Annotated in this window: 15 protein-coding genes and 1 pseudogene; 10 read left to right on the top strand and 6 right to left on the bottom strand. The window is 71.7% G+C overall.

Features of this window, described 5'->3' with window-relative positions:
• From ACTHNQ_RS17105 to ACTHNQ_RS17095, 3 genes and pseudogenes are all read right to left on the bottom strand, one after another.
• A pseudogene (locus tag ACTHNQ_RS17105) lies at positions 1-250 on the bottom strand (ABC transporter permease); the annotation flags it as partial.
• Complete coding sequence (locus ACTHNQ_RS17100; RefSeq protein WP_440335156.1) at positions 247-1,287, bottom strand: ABC transporter permease; 1,041 nt, start codon at positions 1,285-1,287, stop codon at positions 247-249. The pseudogene ACTHNQ_RS17105 and the gene ACTHNQ_RS17100, both read right to left, overlap by 4 nt.
• 86 nt (positions 1,288-1,373) lie before the next feature.
• Entirely contained in the window at positions 1,374-3,203 is a 1,830-nt protein-coding gene (locus ACTHNQ_RS17095; RefSeq protein WP_440335155.1) for an ABC transporter substrate-binding protein, read from the bottom strand.
• A gap of 358 nt (positions 3,204-3,561) precedes the next feature.
• On the opposite strand from ACTHNQ_RS17095, the gene ACTHNQ_RS17090 reads away from it, so the two are divergent.
• On the top strand, positions 3,562-4,659 hold the full coding sequence (locus ACTHNQ_RS17090) for a peptidase C39 family protein (RefSeq protein WP_440335154.1): 1,098 nt from the start codon (positions 3,562-3,564) through the stop codon (positions 4,657-4,659).
• 41 nt (positions 4,660-4,700) lie between these two features.
• Here ACTHNQ_RS17090 and ACTHNQ_RS17085 read toward each other — a convergent pair whose 3' ends face one another.
• Positions 4,701-5,822 (bottom strand): M20/M25/M40 family metallo-hydrolase, encoded by a 1,122-nt coding sequence (locus tag ACTHNQ_RS17085; RefSeq protein WP_440335153.1) that lies wholly within the window; start codon positions 5,820-5,822, stop codon positions 4,701-4,703.
• A gap of 106 nt (positions 5,823-5,928) precedes the next feature.
• Between ACTHNQ_RS17085 and ACTHNQ_RS17080 the strand changes: the two genes are divergently transcribed.
• From ACTHNQ_RS17080 to ACTHNQ_RS17045, 8 genes are read left to right on the top strand one after another with little or no spacing between them, the layout of a single operon-like run.
• Entirely contained in the window at positions 5,929-6,744 is an 816-nt protein-coding gene (locus ACTHNQ_RS17080) for a hypothetical protein (RefSeq protein WP_440335152.1), read from the top strand.
• Positions 6,741-7,427 (top strand): MurR/RpiR family transcriptional regulator, encoded by a 687-nt coding sequence (locus ACTHNQ_RS17075; RefSeq protein ID WP_440335151.1) that lies wholly within the window; start codon positions 6,741-6,743, stop codon positions 7,425-7,427. The genes ACTHNQ_RS17080 and ACTHNQ_RS17075 overlap by 4 nt, the downstream gene beginning before the upstream one ends.
• Positions 7,424-8,548, top strand: coding sequence for an o-succinylbenzoate synthase (gene menC / locus ACTHNQ_RS17070; RefSeq protein WP_440335150.1), 1,125 nt, complete (start codon positions 7,424-7,426; stop codon positions 8,546-8,548). The genes ACTHNQ_RS17075 and menC overlap by 4 nt, the downstream gene beginning before the upstream one ends.
• A gap of 14 nt (positions 8,549-8,562) precedes the next feature.
• Complete coding sequence (locus ACTHNQ_RS17065) at positions 8,563-9,444, top strand: aminodeoxychorismate lyase (protein ID WP_440335149.1); 882 nt, start codon at positions 8,563-8,565, stop codon at positions 9,442-9,444.
• 4 nt (positions 9,445-9,448) lie between these two features.
• Complete coding sequence (locus ACTHNQ_RS17060) at positions 9,449-11,266, top strand: membrane dipeptidase (RefSeq protein ID WP_440335148.1); 1,818 nt, start codon at positions 9,449-9,451, stop codon at positions 11,264-11,266.
• Positions 11,263-12,813, top strand: a complete 1,551-nt coding sequence (locus tag ACTHNQ_RS17055; RefSeq protein ID WP_440335147.1) for a serine hydrolase domain-containing protein — start codon at positions 11,263-11,265, stop codon at positions 12,811-12,813. Before ACTHNQ_RS17060 ends, ACTHNQ_RS17055 begins: the two co-directional genes overlap by 4 nt.
• 37 nt (positions 12,814-12,850) lie before the next feature.
• Complete coding sequence (locus ACTHNQ_RS17050; RefSeq protein ID WP_440335146.1) at positions 12,851-14,431, top strand: amidohydrolase; 1,581 nt, start codon at positions 12,851-12,853, stop codon at positions 14,429-14,431.
• A 14-nt stretch (positions 14,432-14,445) separates the two neighbouring features.
• Positions 14,446-15,477 carry a P1 family peptidase gene (locus tag ACTHNQ_RS17045; RefSeq protein WP_440335145.1) on the top strand — a complete coding sequence of 344 codons (1,032 nt, stop codon included), beginning with the start codon at positions 14,446-14,448 and terminating at the stop codon, positions 15,475-15,477.
• A 30-nt stretch (positions 15,478-15,507) separates the two neighbouring features.
• Here ACTHNQ_RS17045 and ACTHNQ_RS17040 read toward each other — a convergent pair whose 3' ends face one another.
• Both ACTHNQ_RS17040 and ACTHNQ_RS17035 read right to left on the bottom strand, forming a co-directional pair.
• Positions 15,508-17,145, bottom strand: coding sequence for an FAD-dependent oxidoreductase (locus ACTHNQ_RS17040; protein ID WP_440335144.1), 1,638 nt, complete (start codon positions 17,143-17,145; stop codon positions 15,508-15,510).
• 26 nt (positions 17,146-17,171) lie between these two features.
• Positions 17,172-17,519: a UBP-type zinc finger domain-containing protein gene (locus ACTHNQ_RS17035; RefSeq protein ID WP_440335143.1), complete on the bottom strand. Its 348-nt coding sequence runs from the start codon at positions 17,517-17,519 to the stop codon at positions 17,172-17,174.
• Between the two features lie 113 nt (positions 17,520-17,632).
• Here ACTHNQ_RS17035 and ACTHNQ_RS17030 point away from each other — a divergent pair, with 113 nt between their 5' ends.
• Positions 17,633-18,022 (top strand): DUF5684 domain-containing protein, encoded by a 390-nt coding sequence (locus ACTHNQ_RS17030; protein WP_440335142.1) that lies wholly within the window; start codon positions 17,633-17,635, stop codon positions 18,020-18,022.
• The last annotated feature ends 67 nt before the right edge of the window (positions 18,023-18,089 follow it).

Here is an 18,089-nt window from a genome sequence, read left to right as displayed (position 1 = left end):
CCAGCGGATGCTCGAGCGACGGCGGGGCGAAGCGGGGCTGGTCGAGGAGCTTCGTGACGTCCAGCATCCACGCCGGGGCGAGCACGGGGGCGAGCACCCCCAGTGCGATGATCACGACGAGGAACCCGAGGCCGATCATGCCCGAGCGGCTGCGCGAGAACTCCCGGCAGAAGGCCCCGAACGCACGGCGGCGGCGCGCCCAGGCCATGCTGCGCGGCGACCGCGCGGCGGTTTCGACGTAGGCGGTCATCCGCGCCTCACTCTCGGGTCGAGCCGGCGGTACACGAAGTCCGCGACGAGGTTCGTGAAGATGATGATCGCGGAGAAGACCACGAAGGTGCCCTGCAGCAGGGGCAGGTCGGGACCCTGGATGGCCTGGTACGTGAGCTTGCCCAGGCCCGGCCACGAGAAGACGGTCTCGACGGTCACCGCACCGGCCACGAGTCCGCCGATGTGCAGGAACACCAGGGTCACGGTGGGCAGCAGCGCGTTGGGGACCGCGTGGCGGGTGCGCAGGTCGTCGTCCTTCAGGCCCTTCGCGCGGGCGGTGACGAGGTAGTCCGCGCTCTTCTCCTCCATCACCGACGCGCGCATCACCATGACGTACTGCGCGTAGACGACGGCGACCATGGTGATGACGGGCAGCACCATGTGCGAGATGACGTCGAGCACCTTGCCCAGGGCGTCGTCGGGCGGGTTCGGCGAGACCATGCCTCCGGTGGGGAACCAGTGCAGAGTTCCGCCGAAGACCATGAGCAGGATGAGGGCGAGCCAGAACGTCGGCACCGACCAGAGCACGAGCGACGTCCCGGTCGTGAGCTGATCGAAGCGCGACCCCGGCCGCCATCCGGCCTTCTGCCCGAGCCACAGTCCGAGTGCGATCGCGATGACCGCAGACGTCCCGGTGAGCAGGATCGTGTTCCAGAAGTAGTCGCCGATCAGCGAGGCGACGCTCTGCTTGTAGACGTAGCTCTCGCCGAAGTTGAGGGTGAACACGTTGACGAGGTAGTCGCCGAACTGCTGCCAGAGCGGCTTGTCCAGGCCGAGCTGCGCGCGCAGCTGCGCGATCTGCTCGGGCGACATCGGGTGCTCGCGCGCGATCTTCGCGACGGGGTCGCCCGGGAGGATCTTGAAGGCGAAGAACCCGAGGAGGATCACCATCGCGAGGCTGATCAGGGCTCCGCCGATCTTGGTGAGTGCGAACCTCACCGCCGGACTGCTGCGGACGGAGGCTTCGCCCTGCTCTTCGAGGATCACCGCCTCGGTGGGGGGAACTGTACTACTCATGCGCTTCTTCGCTGGTCATGGGGCGGGAGGGGGGAGGCATCCCGTGCATCGGTGGCCGCGGCGAATCGCCGCGGCCACCGAAGGGATCACTCTACGTCAGTGCTCTTGCGCCGCCGGACGACGAAGTAGATCACGCCGCCGATCACGATCAGCGCGATCACGACACCGGTGACGATGAGGCCGACGTTCGGGCCGTCGGATGCCGGCGCCGTTCCGTCCTCGGCCGACACCGGCGCGACGTCCTTGAAGCCCCAGTACCCGGACTGGTTGGCGATGATGCCGCCGTCGGCCGGCATCATGCGGAAGCCGGTGAAGCGGTCGGAGCGGTAGGCCTCCAGGCCGTTCGCGAACCAGTACGTGATCTGCGCCGTGTCGGTGAAGTTGAGCGCGAGCATGTCGTGCACGATCTTCTCGCGGGCGGCGGGGTCGAGCTCGGTGCGCTGCTCCTGGTACATCTTGTCGAACTCGGCGTTGCACCAGCCGTCCTGGTTGGTCGCCCCCGTGCCGTCCGTCTCGGTCGGAAGGGCCGCGCACGTATTGATGCCCAGCTGGTAGTCCGGGTCGGGGCCGATGCTCCAGCCGCTCAGGTAGATGTCGTAGTCGCCCGAGACGGACGCCGCGCTGATCGTGTCGGAGTCGGTCGAGACGACCTGCACGTCGATGCCGATCTCCTTCATCCACGGCTGGAAGTACTGCGAGATCGACAGTTCGGTCGGGTCGGAGGCGTCGATCGTCAGCCGCACCGAGAGCTTCTGACCGTCCTTGACGCGGATGCCGTCCTCACCGACGGTCCAGCCGTCGGCGTCGAGCTTCTCCTTGGCCTTCTCGGGGTCGTACGCGAGCTCCTTGACCGCGGGGTCGTCCGTGGGCAGCGTCCACTGCGGGTACGAGGCGGGGATGAAGCTCGTGCCCGGGTCGCCCAGGCCGCCGAGCACCTTGTCGAGCAGCGTCTTGGTGTCGGTGCCCAGACGGATCGCCTGACGCACCTCGACGTCCTGCAGAGCGGGGTTGCCGGTGCCGAACGGGCGCCCGTCGACCGTCTTCAGGCCGCTGTTGATGCTGAACGACGAGTAGCGACGGCCGATGCCGGAGTGGACGGTGATGCCTTCGACATCCTTGAGCGCGTCGTACTGCGTCGGGGTGAGCCCCGACACGAAGTCGACGTCGCCCGACCGCAGGGCCTGCACCTGTGCGTCGGAGTTCGTGTAGTAGACGTACTGGATCTTGTCGATCCCCGGTGCGCCGTCCCAGAAGGTGGGGTTGGCCTTCAGGGTGATGAACTGGTTGGCCTTGTAGCTCTCCAGCAGGAACGGGCCGGAGCCCACGACGTCCTTGTCGTTGGCGTACTCGGCGGGGTTCGAGATCTCGGACCAGATGTGCTCGGGGACGATCGGGATCTCGATGGCCGGGTTCGGCGCCTGCGCCTCCTTGAGGGTGATGACGACCGTCTTGTCGTCGGGCGCCTCGACGGTGTCGAAGTTGGTGACGAGGCTGCCGTTGGCGACGCTCAGCTCCGGCACCTGCATCATCTGGTCGAACGTGTACTTCACGTCGGCGGAGGTGATCGGCTCTCCGTCGGACCACTCGAGGTCGTCCTGCAGGGTGAAGGTCCACGTCTTGCCGCCGTCGGTGACGTCCCAGTGGTCGGCGAGGCCCTTGGTGGGCGATCCGTCGACGTCGCTGTTCTGGACGAGGTTCTCGTACATGTAGCGGATGAGGTTCGTCGGCAGGAGGTAGATCGAGACGAACGGGTTGAACGTGTCGACGAATCCGGACGTCGCGATCCGCATCGTCTTGGCATCGTCGCCGGACGAGGGAGAATCGGACGGGTCCGCACTGTGGACGCGAGTGGGCGCGGACGCGTTCGCCGCGGCCGCCGGGGCCACGATGAGCGCAGCGGCCGCGACGAGTGACATCGCGCGGATCAGATGTTTGCGGTGCCGGGATCGCATGTGAGTCCTTCCATCGGGGGAGGTCCGGAAATCCGGACGTCAAGGGATGCAGCAATGCAACATCATGTCGCACCCTCGGTCAACGTATTTGTACCCGATCTTCATGAGACCGTAACTCGCCGCCGCGGACCTGCGGCGTAGGCTCGGCGCGAACAGAACGAATCGTCGTGTGCAGATCGCTCCGGAATTTCGCGGGTTTTGCCCGCTCGACCCCGCGCAATCCGCACCAGAAGTGCGCATTCTGCTCACCTGTCAGCCTTGACGACCGTGCGTCTGCTAAGGGATGATCCGTAGCGGATCATCGCGTCCGAACGGAGAATTCGTGCATTCCGACACCACCGCCGCCCCGCCCCCGGCCGACGCGGCCTGGCACACCCGGCTGGTCCGCGCCGACACGAGCGCCGGATGGGACGACCGGAGGTGGACCTCGGGCGAACTGGCACCGCATTTCCCCGCCGGCATCCACCCCGACGAGGTCGTCGCGTCATGGAACCTCGAGCCGGGCGCCGGCGCCGACGTCGAGATCCGTGCGCGCGACGAGAGGACGGGGTGGCATCCCTGGCAGGCCCTCGCGCACTGGGGCGCGGCCGGCGACCGTCGCAGCGCACCGGAGCACTCGGTCGCCGCTCCCGGCGGCGACGTCCCGGTGATCGACACCGACATCCTGCGTGCCGCACCCTCGGATCGGTGGGATGCCGTCCAGCTCCGCGTCACGCTGCACGATCGGCCGGCGGCATCCACTCCTCCCCTGCGACTCGCCGCGGTGAGCTTCACCGCACCGGGCGCGTCGGTCACACGGGAGTCGGGCGCGCCGGGGGCGCCGCACGCGCTGACGGTGCCGCCTCTCTCGCAGCGCGCCTATCCCGCGCGCGACGACCTGGGCGGCGGCGGCCCCGGATGGTGCTCGCCGACCTCTCTCACCATGGTGGCCTCCGCGTGGGGCGTCGAGGGCTTGCCCGCCACGCCCGAGGACACCCCCGACGGCGCCGATCCGCGCGTGCCGGGCGTGGCCCGCGCCGTCTACGACTCGTCGTACGACGGCACCGGCAACTGGTCGTTCAACGTCGCCGTCGCCGGCGAGTGGGGGCTGGATGCCGTCGTCACGCGTCTGCCGTCACTGCGAGAGGCGCACGCCCTCACACGGTCCGGCATCCCCCTCATCGCCTCGATCTCGTTCCGCGAGGGAGAACTGCCCGGCGCCGACTACGCGACGGCCGGGCACCTGCTCGTGATCCGCGGGTTCGATGCGCGGGGCGACGTCCTGGTCGCCGATCCGGCGAACCCCGGCGGCGAGGCAGGCCTGCGGACCTATCCGCGGGACGCGTTCGACACGGCGTGGTCCCACAGCCGGCGCACGGTGTACCTGATCACGCCGAGCGGACGCGCACTGCCCCCTGCCGGCCCGGCGGCGGCGTGGTGATCACCCGCCGCGCGCTCAGGCCGCGCGGCACCGCTGCGAGGTCACGGCACGTCGGCGAGCAGCGCCTCCAGCAGGTCGATGCGCTCGGCGAGCGAGGCGAGCGAGGCGTGCTCGGTGACCGCATGGGCCCCGCCGCCGCGCGGTCCGAACCCGTCCACCGTCGGCAGTCCGAGGCTTCCGAGCAGGTTGGTGTCGCCCGCGCCGCTGGCGGGCCGCGCGTCGACCTCCTGGCCGAGGGCGCGCCCGGCGGCGGCGATCTGCGCGACGAACGCGCGATCCTCGTCGGACGCGCGCCAGGCCGGACGGCTGCTGAGGATGCGGGTCTCGACCACGGCGCCGGAGCGCACGGGTGCGAGGGCGGCAAGCGCGGCCAGCACGCGGCGCTCGGTGACGGCATCCACGAATCGCAGCCCGATCTCGGCGTGCGCCTGCGCCGGCACGACGTTGGCGCGGCCGCCGCCGGCGATCGTGCCGACGTTGCAGAGCACCTCCGAGGGCAGGGCCGGATCTGCGACGATCTGACGCACGCGAAGCAGCTGGTCGACGAGCTCGTCGACGGCCGCGATGCCGCTGCCCGGGTCGAGCGCGGCGTGCGAGGCGCGACCCTGCACCTCGATCCGCAGCCGCGTGCTGCCGCGACGCCCGACCTTGAGTGCTCCGTCGGGATGCGGCGACTCGAAGCCGATGACGCCCGACACCCCCTCGGCGCAGCGCCGCAGCAGCGCCTGCGTCGTGGGCGACCCGATCTCTTCATCGCAGACGACCACCACCCTCACGCTCCGGCGCGGGCGATCGCGCAGCCGTTCCGCTGCCGCCAGCATCACGAGCAGGCCGCTCTTCATGTCGTAGACGCCCGGACCGCGCACGATGTCACCGTCCACCGACCACCGCACGTCGCCCTCGAGCGTCCCGCGCGGCCAGACGGTGTCGGAGTGCCCGACGAGGAGCAGCGGGTCACCCTCGCCCTCGAGGTCTGCGACGAGGCTGATGCCGGCATCCGTGGTCTCGAGCGACACGGTCGCCCCGGCGCCCTGCCACCACTCCGAGAGCTGCGAGGCCATCCGCTCGCTGGCGTCGGCGTCACGAGACGGGGACTCGATGCGCACGAGCCTCCCGAGGCGGTCCAACAGCTCGCCGCGCGCGCCGCTCTGCTTGGGTGTCATCTTCTCTCCCCCTGTCTTCCGAATCATATCTCGTCCTTGATACCGCCGATATCGTGCGTTATTTTCGGTAATCGTCCCCCGCGCACGTAAACATAGGATTCGTATCATGCCCCCCGCGTCGACCTCGTCACTCCGGGCCGAAACGCTCACCACGGGTGAGCAGTTCCGCGCCGCCGCGGATCTGTACACACGCGTGTTCGGCTACGACCGGGCGGAGTACTCCCTCAACCCGAACCTTCTCAGTGCGCTGGCCCGCAACGGCGGATCCGCCGTCGGCGTGTACACGGACGAGGACGACCTCATCGGGTTCGCCTACGGATTCGCCGGACGCGACCGGGACGGCGGCGAGTTCCACTACTCCCAGGCGGCGGTGGTCGACACGGCGTACCAGGACGCCGGCGTAGGCAGGCTCACCAAGGAGCACCAGCGCACGGTCGCCCTGGGCTGGGGCCACCGGACGATGCGATGGACGTTCGACCCGATGCTGGCGCGCAACGCCCACTTCAACTTCACGACACTGGGCGGCGAGGGCGTGGGATTCGTCCCGGACTACTACGGCCGGCCCGGCACCGACCGCGTGGTGGTCGAGTGGGCGCTCCAGCGCGACCACGACCCTTACGGCGACCTGCGGCGCGCGCAGCCGCCCGCGCTGGGACGGGATGACTGGGGCCGCGTGATCCGGACGACGGTGACCCGGGCGAACGGCGCGAGGCAGGATGCCCAGTGGCTCGCCCTCCCTGCGCAGACCGCATCCCTCGCCGACGAGGAGCAGACCGCGCGCGATCCGCTCCGCCTTCGCCTGCGCGATGCGCTCACGGAGTTCGAAAACCAGGGGCGCGTGCTCGTGGCGTGCACGAGGATCGACACATCGACGGCCGCCTACCTGGCGGTCGGACGCACCGAGGGGGAGGAAGCGCGATGACGACCGACGACTTCGAAGAGGGCGAGCGGGATCGTTCGCTGGCATCGCCCGGCGAACGCTACGGCGACCGGTTCCGCACGAACATCTCGGCCGAGGCGCTGCAGGCCCGCGTCATCGAAGCCGAGACGCGCGCCCTGGCGCGCACCTTCGAGGAGCTCGGCCGCAGCGGTGACGTGCCGCGGGCGGCCGCTCTGATCCTCGGCGCGCGCCGCCGCTACATCACCGGTCGCGGCAAGGCCGCGGCGTACGCGGAGCTGCTCGGCGCCGACCTCGGGGCGACGCTGTCGAACGTGTTCCTCGTCGACGGCCGGGCGCTGACCCCGCTGACAGTCCTCACCGACGTGCGCGCGTCCGACGTGCTGGTGGCGTTCACCATGCGCCGCTACCGCGAAGAGACCGTGCGCTTCGGCGAGCTCTTCCACGAGGCCGGTGGCCAGCTCGTGCTCATCACCGACAGCGCGGACGCCCCGCTCACCGACATCGCGACGACGGTGATCCACGTCCACACCCGCTCGGCGTCGTACGCCGACTCCCCCACCGCCGTCGCCGCCGCCTGCCATCTGCTCAGCACGCTGACCACCGCCAGCGCCAAGGGCGCGCGGCGCCGGCTCACCGTGCGCGACGAGCTGGCGGCGGCCCTCCACCTCTACCGACCCGAGCCCGACAAGGAGCGCCACGCGTGAGAATCGACAGGGTGCGCCTCTTCGAGGTGAACCTGCCCCTCGTCCACAGCTTCGAGACGAGCTCCCATCGCAAGACGGGCCTCACCCACGTGCTGGTCGAGGTCACGGACGCCGACGGACGCGTGGGCTGGGGTGAGATCGCCTCGCCCGCCGATCCGTTCTACGGTCCCGAGACGACGACCACGGCCTGGACGATCGCCGAACGCTATCTGGTCCCCGCCGTGATCGGGCCGTCGTGGGACGCTCCCGAACAGCTCGAGGACGCCTGGCGCCGCATCCGCGGCCACGAGTTCGCCAAGGCGGGCTTCTCGCTCGCCGCGTGGGACCTCCACGCGCGATCCGCCGGCGTCCCGCTCGCCGGCGCCCTCGGCGGCACGCGCACCGAGGTGGTCGCGGGGGTGTCGCTCGGCATCGAGCCCACCCTCGAACAGCTGCTCGCACAGGTGGCCCGGCAGGTGGAGGCCGGGTACGCCCGCGTCAAGCTCAAGATCGCTCCGGGCTGGGACGTCGAGCCGGTGCGGGCCGTGCGGTCGGCCTACCCGGACCTGGATCTGCACGTCGACGCCAACGGCGCGTACGCCGACACCGCCGAGACGTCGGCGGTCATGCGGGCGCTGGACGCCCACGGCCTCACGATGATCGAGCAGCCGTACGCGCCCCGCGACTTCGTCGCGCACGCGCGGCTGCAGGCGATGCTGTCGACGCCGATCTGCCTGGACGAATCGGTCGTCGACATCGCGGACCTGCAGACCATGCTCGCGCTCGACGCAGGTCGGGTGCTGAACATCAAGGTCTCGCGGATGGGCGGCCTCTCTGTCGCCCGCCGCGCGCACGATGTCGCCCGTGACGCGGGGGTGCCGGTGTGGTGCGGGGGGATGCACGAGTTCGGGGTGGGGAGAGCGGCGAACGTCGCGCTGTCGTCGCTGCCGAACTTCACACTGCCCTCGGACGTCTCCGGTTCCGACAAGTACTACGCGCGCGATGTCGTGGTGCCGCCGGTCCTCGCGCACGAAGGGGTCGTCCCTGTCCCCACCGCCGCCGGCATCGGCCACGAGGTCGACGTCGACTGGGTGCGCCAGAACGCTTCGCGAACGCTCGACACCACGACCGCGGCCGTCTGACCCGAAAGGACCCCGTGCTCCCCCTCACCCTGCATCGCCTCGACCTCGGCTCCCACGCGGATCCCGCGGACTGTCTGACCCGCATCGAGCCGACGGACGGACTGCTGACCGCGACCGACCTGGCCGCGACGCGCGGCGACGGCATCTTCGAGACCGTCGTCGTGGTCGACGGCGTGCCCCAGGCGATCGCACCCCACCTGGATCGTTTCGAGCGATCCGCCGCGATGCTCGACCTCCCGGCGCCCCGCCGGGAGCTGTGGCTCGCCGCGGTCCAGGCGGCCGCCCAGGCGCTGCACGAGCACACTCCCCGTGGCGCGGTGAAGTTCGTGATGTCGCGCGGTGACGAGGCCGACCCGGCTGCGCCGACGGGGTGGGCGCTCGGATTCGCGCCCGACAGCCGGCCCGCGGCCCGCGCACCCGAGATCGACGTCGTGCTGCTGGATCGGGGCTACCGCCACGACGTCGCTCAGACGTCGCCCTGGCTCCTGCAGGGGGCGAAGACCCTGTCGTACGCGGTCAACATGGCCGCCCTGCGCGAGGCCCGCCGCCGCGGCGCGCAGGACGTCATCTTCACGAGCATCGACGGCTTCGTCCTGGAGGGTCCCAACTCCACCGTCGTCGCACGCATCGACGGGGTCTACGTCACGCCGCCGACGGACCTGGGGCTGCTTCCCGGAACGACCCAGGCCGATGCGTTCGCCGCGCTGGAGGGCTGGGGCGAGCCGGTGGCCACCCGTCGCATCGAGGTCGGCGAGCTTCGCCGCGCGGACGCCGTCTGGCTATGCTCGAGCACCCGCGGCGCCGCGCCCGTGCGGTCACTGGACGGGCGGCCGCTCACGGTGGACGCCGCGATGAGCGACCGCATCAACGACGCACTCGACGCACGGAAGGCGTAGCACCATGATCCCCGTCGTCGACGGCCACAACGACCTCCCCTGGGCACGCCGCGAAGGCTTCGGCTACACGACCGACGGGCTCGACGCCGTGGTCCCCGGCCTGCACACCGATCTTCCGCGCCTGCAAGCGGGCGGCGTGGGCGGCCAGTTCTGGTCGGTGTGGGTCGACCCGGTGCTCGAGGGCGCGGAGCAGGTGACGGCCACGCTCGAGCAGATCGACTTCGTCCACCGGTTCGTGGCCGCCTATCCCGACCGGCTGCGCCTCGCCCGCACGGCCGAGGACGTGCGCGCCTGCATGCAGGAGGGCCTTATCGCCTCGCTGATCGGCGTCGAGGGGGGTGCGCAGATCGACGGGTCGCTCGCCGTCCTGCGCCAGTACGCGCGCCTCGGGGCGCGGTACCTCACGCTGACGTGGTCCCGCACGATCGACTGGGCCGATTCGGCGACCGACGACGCCCGCCATGGCGGACTGACGGCGTTCGGGCGCGACGTGGTGCGCGAGCTGAACCGGATCGGCGTGCTGGTGGATCTCGCGCACGTCTCACCCCAGACGATGCGGGATGCCCTCGAGGTGAGCACGCGACCGGTCGTGGTGAGCCACTCCGCGGCCTTCGCGCTGTGCGCGCACCCGCGCAACGTCCCCGACGACGTGCTGCGCACGATCGGCGCGCAGGGCGGTGTCGTCATGGTCGCCTTCGTGCCGTCGTTCCTGTCGCCGGCGCGGCATGCGTGGGTCCAGGCCGGCGAGCATGGCGAGGCGCCGCCCGTCGGAATCGCGGACCTGGCCGATCACATCGACCACGTGCGGGAGGTCGCCGGCGTGCACGCCGTCGGGCTGGGTGCCGACTACGACGGCACCGATGCGATGCCCACGGGACTCGAAGACGTGTCGCGCTATCAGGACCTGCTCGACGAGCTCCGCGGCCGCGGCTGGTCCGAGCCGGATCTGCAGGCGCTGGCGCACGGCAATGTGCTGCGCGTGCTCGAAGCCTCCGACCAGGACCACCTCGCCTTCCTGACCGGCACCGCGCCCCCGCCGGCGCCTGCGGCGGTGGTTCCCGCGGTGGATGCCGATGCCCGTGCTGCCGCCGGCGCACCCGGGTCGGCGCGCGTGCTGGTCGTCGTCAACGCGCCGACGTCGGGCGCGCGCCGCCTGGGCGCCTGGCTGGCCGACGAGGGCGTCGCGATCGACGAGGTGCGGGGCGATCAGGGGCTTCCGCACGACCTCGACGGCTACGCGGGACTGGTCATGCTCGGCGGCGGCCTGATGCCGGACGACGACGACCGCGCACCATGGCTGGCGCAGGAACGGGCGCTGGCCCAGGCCGCGATCGACGCGGACCTGCCGACGCTCGGCATCTGCCTCGGCGGCCAGCTGCTCGCCCACGTCGCCGGCGGCGAGGTGCGGGCGAAGTTCGGCCCGAAGGAACGCGGGGCGACGCTCATCACGCCGTCGGATGCCGGCCGCGCCGATCCGCTCATCACCGCGCTCGGCGACGGCGCCCCGATGATCGAGAACCACCAGGACATGATCACGGCGCTGCCGCCCGAGGCCGTGCTGCTCGCGTCGAGCGCGGCCGTCGCGAACCAGGCGTTCCGCCTCGGCGAGCGCGTCTACGGCGTGCAGTTCCACCCCGAGGTGGGCGCCGAGGATCTGGTGCGGTGGGAGGAGCCCGTGACCCCCGTCGCCGGTGATCGCCCGGTCGCCGAGCTGGTGGCCGAGGCTCGGCGCGTGGACGAGCAGAACACCCGCTCGGCCAGGGGTCTGGTGGCAGCCTTCGCCGAGCACGTGCGCTCCTTCGCCGCGGCGCCGCAGGCATGAGCGCCCCGGCGACCGAGACCCGGACGGAGGGACTCGCCCCGCTTGCGGCCGACGCGCTGGCGGAGCGGCTCGACGCGACGACGCTGCGGCGGGCACCGGCATCCGTCGCCGCCGTCGTCGAGCGCGGCCGGGTGGTCGCACTGTCGGCCCACGGCGAGCCGCGACGCGACGGCGCCCCCACCACGCGCGGCACGGTGTTCCGGATCGCGTCGATGTCGAAGAGCTTCCTGGCGGCGGCGGCTCTGTCGCTGCGCGACGAGGGCCTGCTCGACCTGCACGCGCCCGCGGCCGAGTACGTGCCCGGCCTCGACCTGGTGCGGTTCGGAAGGGGCGCTGCGCCGCTCACCCTCGACGCGCTGCTGTCGAACCGCGGCGGCCTGGCCGAAGACAACGCCTGGGGCGACGAGCACCTCGGGTCGTCGCGCGCCGAGATCGGCGCGCTGGTGGCGGCGGGGCTTCCCCTCGCGGCGCAGCCGGGTGCCGAGTACCACTACTCCAACCTCGGCATCTCGTTCCTCGGCCGGGCGATCGAGACCGTCACCGGGCGCGCCGTCGAGGACGTCGTCCGCGAGCGTCTGCTCGACCCGCTCGGCCTGCACGACACCCGCGCCGACGCCGGGCTCTACGCCGAGGGCGCAGACCTCGCGGCCGGGTTCCGGACGTTCGACGACGGTGTCGGCTTCCGCCCCGAGCCCTACGTCGGATCCGGCGCCCTGGCGTGCATCGGGAGCATGTTCAGCACCGTCGACGACATCGCGGCGTGGATGGGATTCCTCGGCTCCGCGTTCGACGAGACGACGGCCGGCGCCGCCGTGCTGGCGGCCGCATCCCGTCGCGAGATGCAGACGGCCCGCACGATGATCCCGACCGGCGAGCGCTCGTCGCCCGGGGAGCTCGACGGCGCGGGCTACGGGTACGGGCTCGTCGTGGAGCACGACCGCAGGTTCGGCCGAGTCGTCATGCACGCCGGCGGCCTGCCGGGGTTCTCGTCGCACATGCGCTGGCATCCGACGACGGGGATCGGGGTGGTCGTCTTCGGCAACTCCGACGCGTACGGGGCCGGCGCCGTCGCCGCCGACGTCCTGCAGACCGTGCTCACCCGCACCGATGCGCCGGCCGCGGTCGTGCGCCCCTGGGCGGCCACGTGGGCGGCGGCCGAGCGGATCGACGCGCTCCTGGCGGACGGGCGGCCGCTGTCGGCGGCATCCGATCTGCTCGCCCGGAACGTGCGGCGCGACGTGCCCGACGACGTCCGGCAGCGTCGGCTTGCGGAGGCGCTCGCCGAGACGGGACCCGTGCGAGCGGATGCCGCCCCCTTCGCCGCGCGCGTGGTCTCGGCGGCGGACCGCTCGGCGTTGCGCTGGATGGTCCCGTGCGAGCGCGGCGCGCTCGTTTGCGACGTGCACATGATCGGCCTGGCGACCCCGCTGGTGCAGGAGTTCTCGGCGCAGGTCGCCGACACGACCGGCGTCAAGCCGCGAGGCGAGACCGCGCGCGCGACCGACCATCATCGCGTCGCGCCGCCCGAGGGCTCCCCTGTCTCATGACGGCCCACCACCCACTGCTGCTCTCCGAGGGATGCTGATGGCGACGACCCTGTTCCGACACCCGAGAATCCATCTGCTCGACGGCCGGGGCGGCACGGCCGAGGCGATGCTGGTCGTCGACGGCGTGATCGCGGCGATCGGCGGAGCGGATGCGGTCGGCGAGCGCGCGCCGGCGGGCACCGTCGTGCGCGAGCTGCCGGGCGAGGCGGTGGTCGCGGGTTTCCACGATGCGCACATCCACACCGCGAGCCTGGCCCGCAGCCTCGACGAGCTGGACGTGCGCGACGCCCGCAGCCTCGCCGAGGCGCTCTCGCGCATCGGCGCGCATGTGCGCTCGCTGCCCGGCGACGGCTGGGTCGTCGGCGGGCGCTGGGACGCGAACGGCTGGCCGGACGGCCCGCCCACCCGCGTTGCGCTCGACACCGTGGCGCCGGATCGTCCGGTCTGCCTGTCGAGCGTCGACGGTCACTCGGTCTGGGTGAACGGCGAGGCGCTCCGCCGCGCCGGCATCGACGCCTCCACCCCCGACCCGGTCGGCGGACGCATCGAGCGGGATGCCACCGCGCAGCCGACGGGACTCCTCCGCGAGACGGCGGCTGACGCCGTCGCCGCGCAGGCGGCGGCCGAGTCGCCTCACGATCTGACCACCCTGCTCGACCGTGCGCAGCGGCTCCTCCTGTCGGAGGGCATCACGCACGTCACGGACTTCGACGGTGAGGACGCGCGCGCCGCGTACAGGCGGCTGCGGGATGCCGGCCGGCTGCGACTCCGCGTGCACAAGGGCACGCCGGCCGATGCCCTGGACGAGGCGATCGCCGCAGGCCGACGCACCGGGGCCGGTGACGACTGGTTCACGGACGGACCGGTCAAGCTGTTCTCTGATGGGGCACTCGGCTCCCACACCGCCCACATGGGCGAGGACTTCGCCGGCGAGCCCGGCAACCACGGCATCGAGGTGCTGGATCCTGATGAGCTCGACCGGCTCGTCGGAAGGGCCGTCGCCGCGGGGATCGCCGTGGCGACCCACGCGATCGGCGATCGGGCGAACGCCCGCGTGCTGGACGCCTACGCCCGCGCGCAGCCGGCCGCCGCCCGCGCCGGGCTGCGGCTGCGGGTCGAGCACGCACAGCACCTGGCTCCGGGCGACGTGGCACGCTTCGCGCGTCTCGGCGTCATCGCCTCGCAGCAGCCCACCCACTGGGCGAGCGACATCCCGCTCGTGTCGCGGCTGCTGCACGGCCGGGATCTGGACAGCTATGCGTGGGCGGCGCTGCGCGACGCGGGCGCGGTCGTCGCCTTCGGCTCCGATGCGCCCGTCGAGCCGTCGGCGCCGTTGCGTGGCATCCGCGATGCCCTCATCCGCAGCACCACGGCCTCGCCCCTGGGGCAGGAGCACGGCGTCCGCGCCCTGCGGACCGAAGAGGCCCTCCTGGCGTACACCGCGGGCCCCGCGTACGCCGCCGGGCTCGACGACCGCGTGGGTCGTCTCGCCGTCGGCATGCTCGCCGACTTCGCCGTGCTCGACGGCGACCCGTTCCGCGTCGATCCCGCCGAGATCGCCGGCATCCGGCCGCTCGCCACCGTGGTCGGCGGCGAGCCGGCCTTCGGCCTGGACTGAACACGGAGGCTCACATGACGAAGGACGAGACCCGCGCGCGTCTGGCCGACCTCGGCGTCGGACCCGGCGCGTTCTCCCGCGGTCGCAACAACGCGATCACCGACGTGCCGGGTGTGCTCGTCGGCCACGCGACCGTCCACAGCGACCGGCTGCACACCGGGGTGACGGCCATCGTCCCGACCGCGCTCGGCGCCGACCGACGCTGGCTGCCCGCGGGACTGGCCATCGGGAACGGCTACGGCAAGCTCGTCGGCGCCACCCAGCTGCAGGAGCTCGGCGCGCTGGAGACGCCCGTGCTGCTGACGAGCACCCTGTCGGTGTTCCGCGTCGCGGATGCGCTGCTGGGGCACATGCTCGAACAGCCGGGGTACGAGCGGACCACAACCTTGAACCCGGTGGTCGGCGAGACGAACGACGGCTTCCTGTCCGACATCCGTTCTCGCCCGCTCGGAGACGCCGAGGTCGCCCAGGCGCTGGGCTCCGCGGCCGGCGGGCGGGTCGACGAGGGCAGCGTCGGCGCCGGCGCGGGAACCGTGGCGCTCGGGTTCAAGGGCGGCATCGGCACCTCGTCCCGCGTGGTCCCCGTCGGCGGCGACAGCTTCACGGTCGGCGCCCTCGTGCAGTCGAACTTCAGCGGCACGCTCTCGATCGCCGGGGTGCCGATGCCGGCGAACGAGCTCCTCTCGGAGCCGCCGCCCGGACCCGTCGGCAACTCGTGCATGATCGTCGTCGCGACCGACGCGCCGGTCGATGCGCGCCAGCTCGCCCGCTGTGCCCGCCGGGCGGTCTTCGCGTTGCGCGGCGTCGGTTCGGACTTCGCGCAGGGCAGCGGCGATTACGCGATCGCGTTCTCGGTGGGATCGGGGATGCCGCCCGCCGATGCCGAGCTGTCGCCGCTGTTCCACGCGACGATGGATGCCGTCGAGGAGGCGCTCGTCAACTCCCTCCTGATGGCGACGACGCAGACGCACGCCGACGGCAACTCCGCCCGCGCGATCCCGCTCGACGCCGTCCGCAGGCGTCTCGCGGCGGCCGGCGCGGTCTGAGGTCCGCGCGTCGGCGGGCGGGCGTGATCGTCAGCGCAGGTCGGCGAGCGCGCGGTGCACCGACGCGACCGCGCTGGACCCCTCGCCGACCGCGGCGGCGACCCGCTTCATCGACCCGCGCCGCACGTCGCCGGCGGCGAAGATGCGCGGCACCGACGTCTCGAACGGCAGCGGTTCGCGTCCGAGACCCTGCCAGCGCTCGAGCGACTGCACCGAGACGTCGGTGCCGGTGCGCAGGAACCCGTCGGCATCCCGATCCAGCTCACCGAGCCACGACGTCGCCGGCTCCGCGCCGATGAAGCAGAACAGCCCGCGCGCGGCGACATCGCCCACGGTGTCGATCCGGACGCGCTCGAGCGTCGAACCGCCATCGAGTCCGACGACACGGGACTGCGTGTGCACCTCGACCCGCCGCTCTTCGAGGAGCCGGTCGACGAGGTATGACGACATGCGGGTGCCGAGGTCGTCGCCGCGCACGACGAGATGCACGGGGCATCCGTTCGCGGCCAGGAAGAGGGATGCCTGCCCCGCCGAGTTCGCTCCGCCCACGACCACCACCGGCGACTCGAACACCTGACGCAGTTCGAGCGGCGTGGCCGCGTAGAAGATGCCGGCGCCCTCGAAGTCGTTCCAGCGCTCCAGCTCGAGCGTGCGGTACGCGGCACCCGAGGTCACGATGGCGGTGCGGGCGCGGATCACCCGGCCGTCGGTGAGGGTGATGTCGAGGGTACCGCCCGTCGCGTGCAGCTCGCGCGCCTCGCACGGCGCGTACACCCGCACCCCGAACTTGAGCGCCTGCAGCGACGCCTGCCCGATGAGGTCGCCGCCGCTCACGCCGAACGGGAACCCGAGGAAGTTCTCGATGCGCGACGTCGCGGCCGCCTGACCGCCCGGTGCGACGGCATCCAGCAGCACCGTGCTCAAGCCCTCGGACGCGCCGTAGATCGCCGCGGCGAGGCCGGCCGGTCCCCCGCCGATGACGACGAGGTCGACGACCTCGTCGGCGTGCGCCTGATAGCTGAGCCCGAGCCGCTCGGCGACCATTCCGGGTGTGGCGCGACGCAGCGGCTCACCCTGGATGAACGCGACCGGCAGATCGTCCGCCGTGATGTCGTGGTCGCCGAGCACGTCGAGGCCGCCCGGTGCGAGTTCCATCGCGGTGTGGACGAGGTCGAGCCGCTCCGCGAAGCGGCGCAGCGACAGGAAGTCTCGCGACCCCCGCGTGCCGACGAGCTTGAGCGTGAGGGCCGCCGGTCCGCGGCGCAGCATCTCGCGCCGCGCCCACAGCGCGTGCAGCACGAGGTCGCACAGCTCGTCGTCCTCCGCCATGAGCACGCGCAGACTCGCGCGGCTCACACGCAGCATGCGGCCCGCCTGCGTCGCCCGCGCCGAGAGGAACGCGCCCTGCCCGTTGAGCAGCCCCAGTTCGCCCACGAACGAGCGCGGTCCCATCGTGCCGAGGACGGACTCCTCGAACCAGGCCAGCGCGTCGCGGACGATCTGCACCTCACCGGTCTCGACGAGGATCATGTCGTAGTCGAGGTCACCGGCACGGAACAGGTACTCGCCTTCGGCGACGTCGTGCGGTTCGCCGAAGGTCTTCAGGCACTCCCATTGCGCGTCGGTCAGCTGAGGCTTCCCGAGCCCCAGGATGTTGGGCTGGTTCATCGTGCTCCTCGCGTCAGGGGTCGGGGTCAGCGGTGGATCAGCTGTCGCCAGTCCTCGGGCACCCGGCCCTCGGGGCCGGGCGACGGCCACGACGCGGGCCGCGACTCCGGCGGCGCCAGGTCTGGACCGTCGACGTAGTCCTGGGCGACGTAGTCCCAGAACCACGCCTCGCCGGGTTCGAAGCTGCGCACGTAGCGGTGACCCGTGGTGTGGAAATGGCCCGTCGCGTGCTGGGAGGGCGAGGTGTCGCAGCATCCGATGTGGCCGCACTCGGCGCAGCGCCGCAGGTGCACCCACCACCCGCCGTCCGCGTCGCACTCCGCACAGCCCTCGCCCGAGGGCGCCGCAGCGGGATCGATCGTATCGAGGCTCATGTTCGCGATGCTAGCCCGGGATGCCCCCGAGGCGGTCCGACGATCGTCTGACGTTCTGCGACACGTTGGGCGGATTCCACTCTCAGCTGTTTCCCAGGCTCTATGTTCGATCCATGACTTTCTTCGAAGACATCGAGCCCATCAGCACGGGCGTCTCCGCCGGGGCCACGTTCGGGTACATCGTCGTCGGCCTCCTCTACTGGGTGATCACGATCATCGCCTTCTGGAAGACCTTCACGAAGGCCGGCTACCCCGGCTGGCTGTCGATCATCCCGTTCGTGAACCTGTTCGTGCTCGTCAAGATCGCCGGATACTCGGCATGGCTCGGCATCCTGTGGTTCATCCCGGTCGCCAATGTCGTGCTCGCGATCATCGTCGCGTTCCGCAACGGCCGCGCGTTCGGCCACGGCGGCGTGTTCTCGTTCTTCCTGCTGTTCCTGCTCAACCCGATCGGCTACATCATCACCGGTTTCAGCAGCGACACGTACACCAAGCCGGCCTGACTCCGGGTCACCTGAGAAGAGTGGTTTGCGCGGCCGGGCGCAACCACCCATGTGCGGTTGCCGGGGC

Source organism: Microbacterium sp. (genome assembly GCF_051953575.1).
Classification (GTDB): domain Bacteria; phylum Actinomycetota; class Actinomycetes; order Actinomycetales; family Microbacteriaceae; genus Microbacterium.
This window is presented reverse-complemented; position numbering and strand designations above follow the sequence as displayed.

Coding starts and splice junctions, on each gene's coding strand:
- ACTHNQ_RS17035 (WP_440335143.1), bottom strand. CDS start 17,519: ATGAGCCTCGATACGATCGATCCCGCTGCGGCGCCCTCGGGCGAGGGC.
- ACTHNQ_RS17055 (WP_440335147.1), top strand. CDS start 11,263: ATGAGCGCCCCGGCGACCGAGACCCGGACGGAGGGACTCGCCCCGCTT.
- ACTHNQ_RS17075 (WP_440335151.1), top strand. CDS start 6,741: ATGACGACCGACGACTTCGAAGAGGGCGAGCGGGATCGTTCGCTGGCA.
- ACTHNQ_RS17100 (WP_440335156.1), bottom strand. CDS start 1,287: ATGAGTAGTACAGTTCCCCCCACCGAGGCGGTGATCCTCGAAGAGCAG.
- ACTHNQ_RS17050 (WP_440335146.1), top strand. CDS start 12,851: ATGGCGACGACCCTGTTCCGACACCCGAGAATCCATCTGCTCGACGGC.
- ACTHNQ_RS17085 (WP_440335153.1), bottom strand. CDS start 5,822: ATGACACCCAAGCAGAGCGGCGCGCGCGGCGAGCTGTTGGACCGCCTC.
- ACTHNQ_RS17040 (WP_440335144.1), bottom strand. CDS start 17,145: ATGAACCAGCCCAACATCCTGGGGCTCGGGAAGCCTCAGCTGACCGAC.
- ACTHNQ_RS17060 (WP_440335148.1), top strand. CDS start 9,449: ATGATCCCCGTCGTCGACGGCCACAACGACCTCCCCTGGGCACGCCGC.
- ACTHNQ_RS17080 (WP_440335152.1), top strand. CDS start 5,929: ATGCCCCCCGCGTCGACCTCGTCACTCCGGGCCGAAACGCTCACCACG.
- ACTHNQ_RS17045 (WP_440335145.1), top strand. CDS start 14,446: ATGACGAAGGACGAGACCCGCGCGCGTCTGGCCGACCTCGGCGTCGGA.
- ACTHNQ_RS17095 (WP_440335155.1), bottom strand. CDS start 3,203: ATGTCACTCGTCGCGGCCGCTGCGCTCATCGTGGCCCCGGCGGCCGCG.
- ACTHNQ_RS17030 (WP_440335142.1), top strand. CDS start 17,633: ATGACTTTCTTCGAAGACATCGAGCCCATCAGCACGGGCGTCTCCGCC.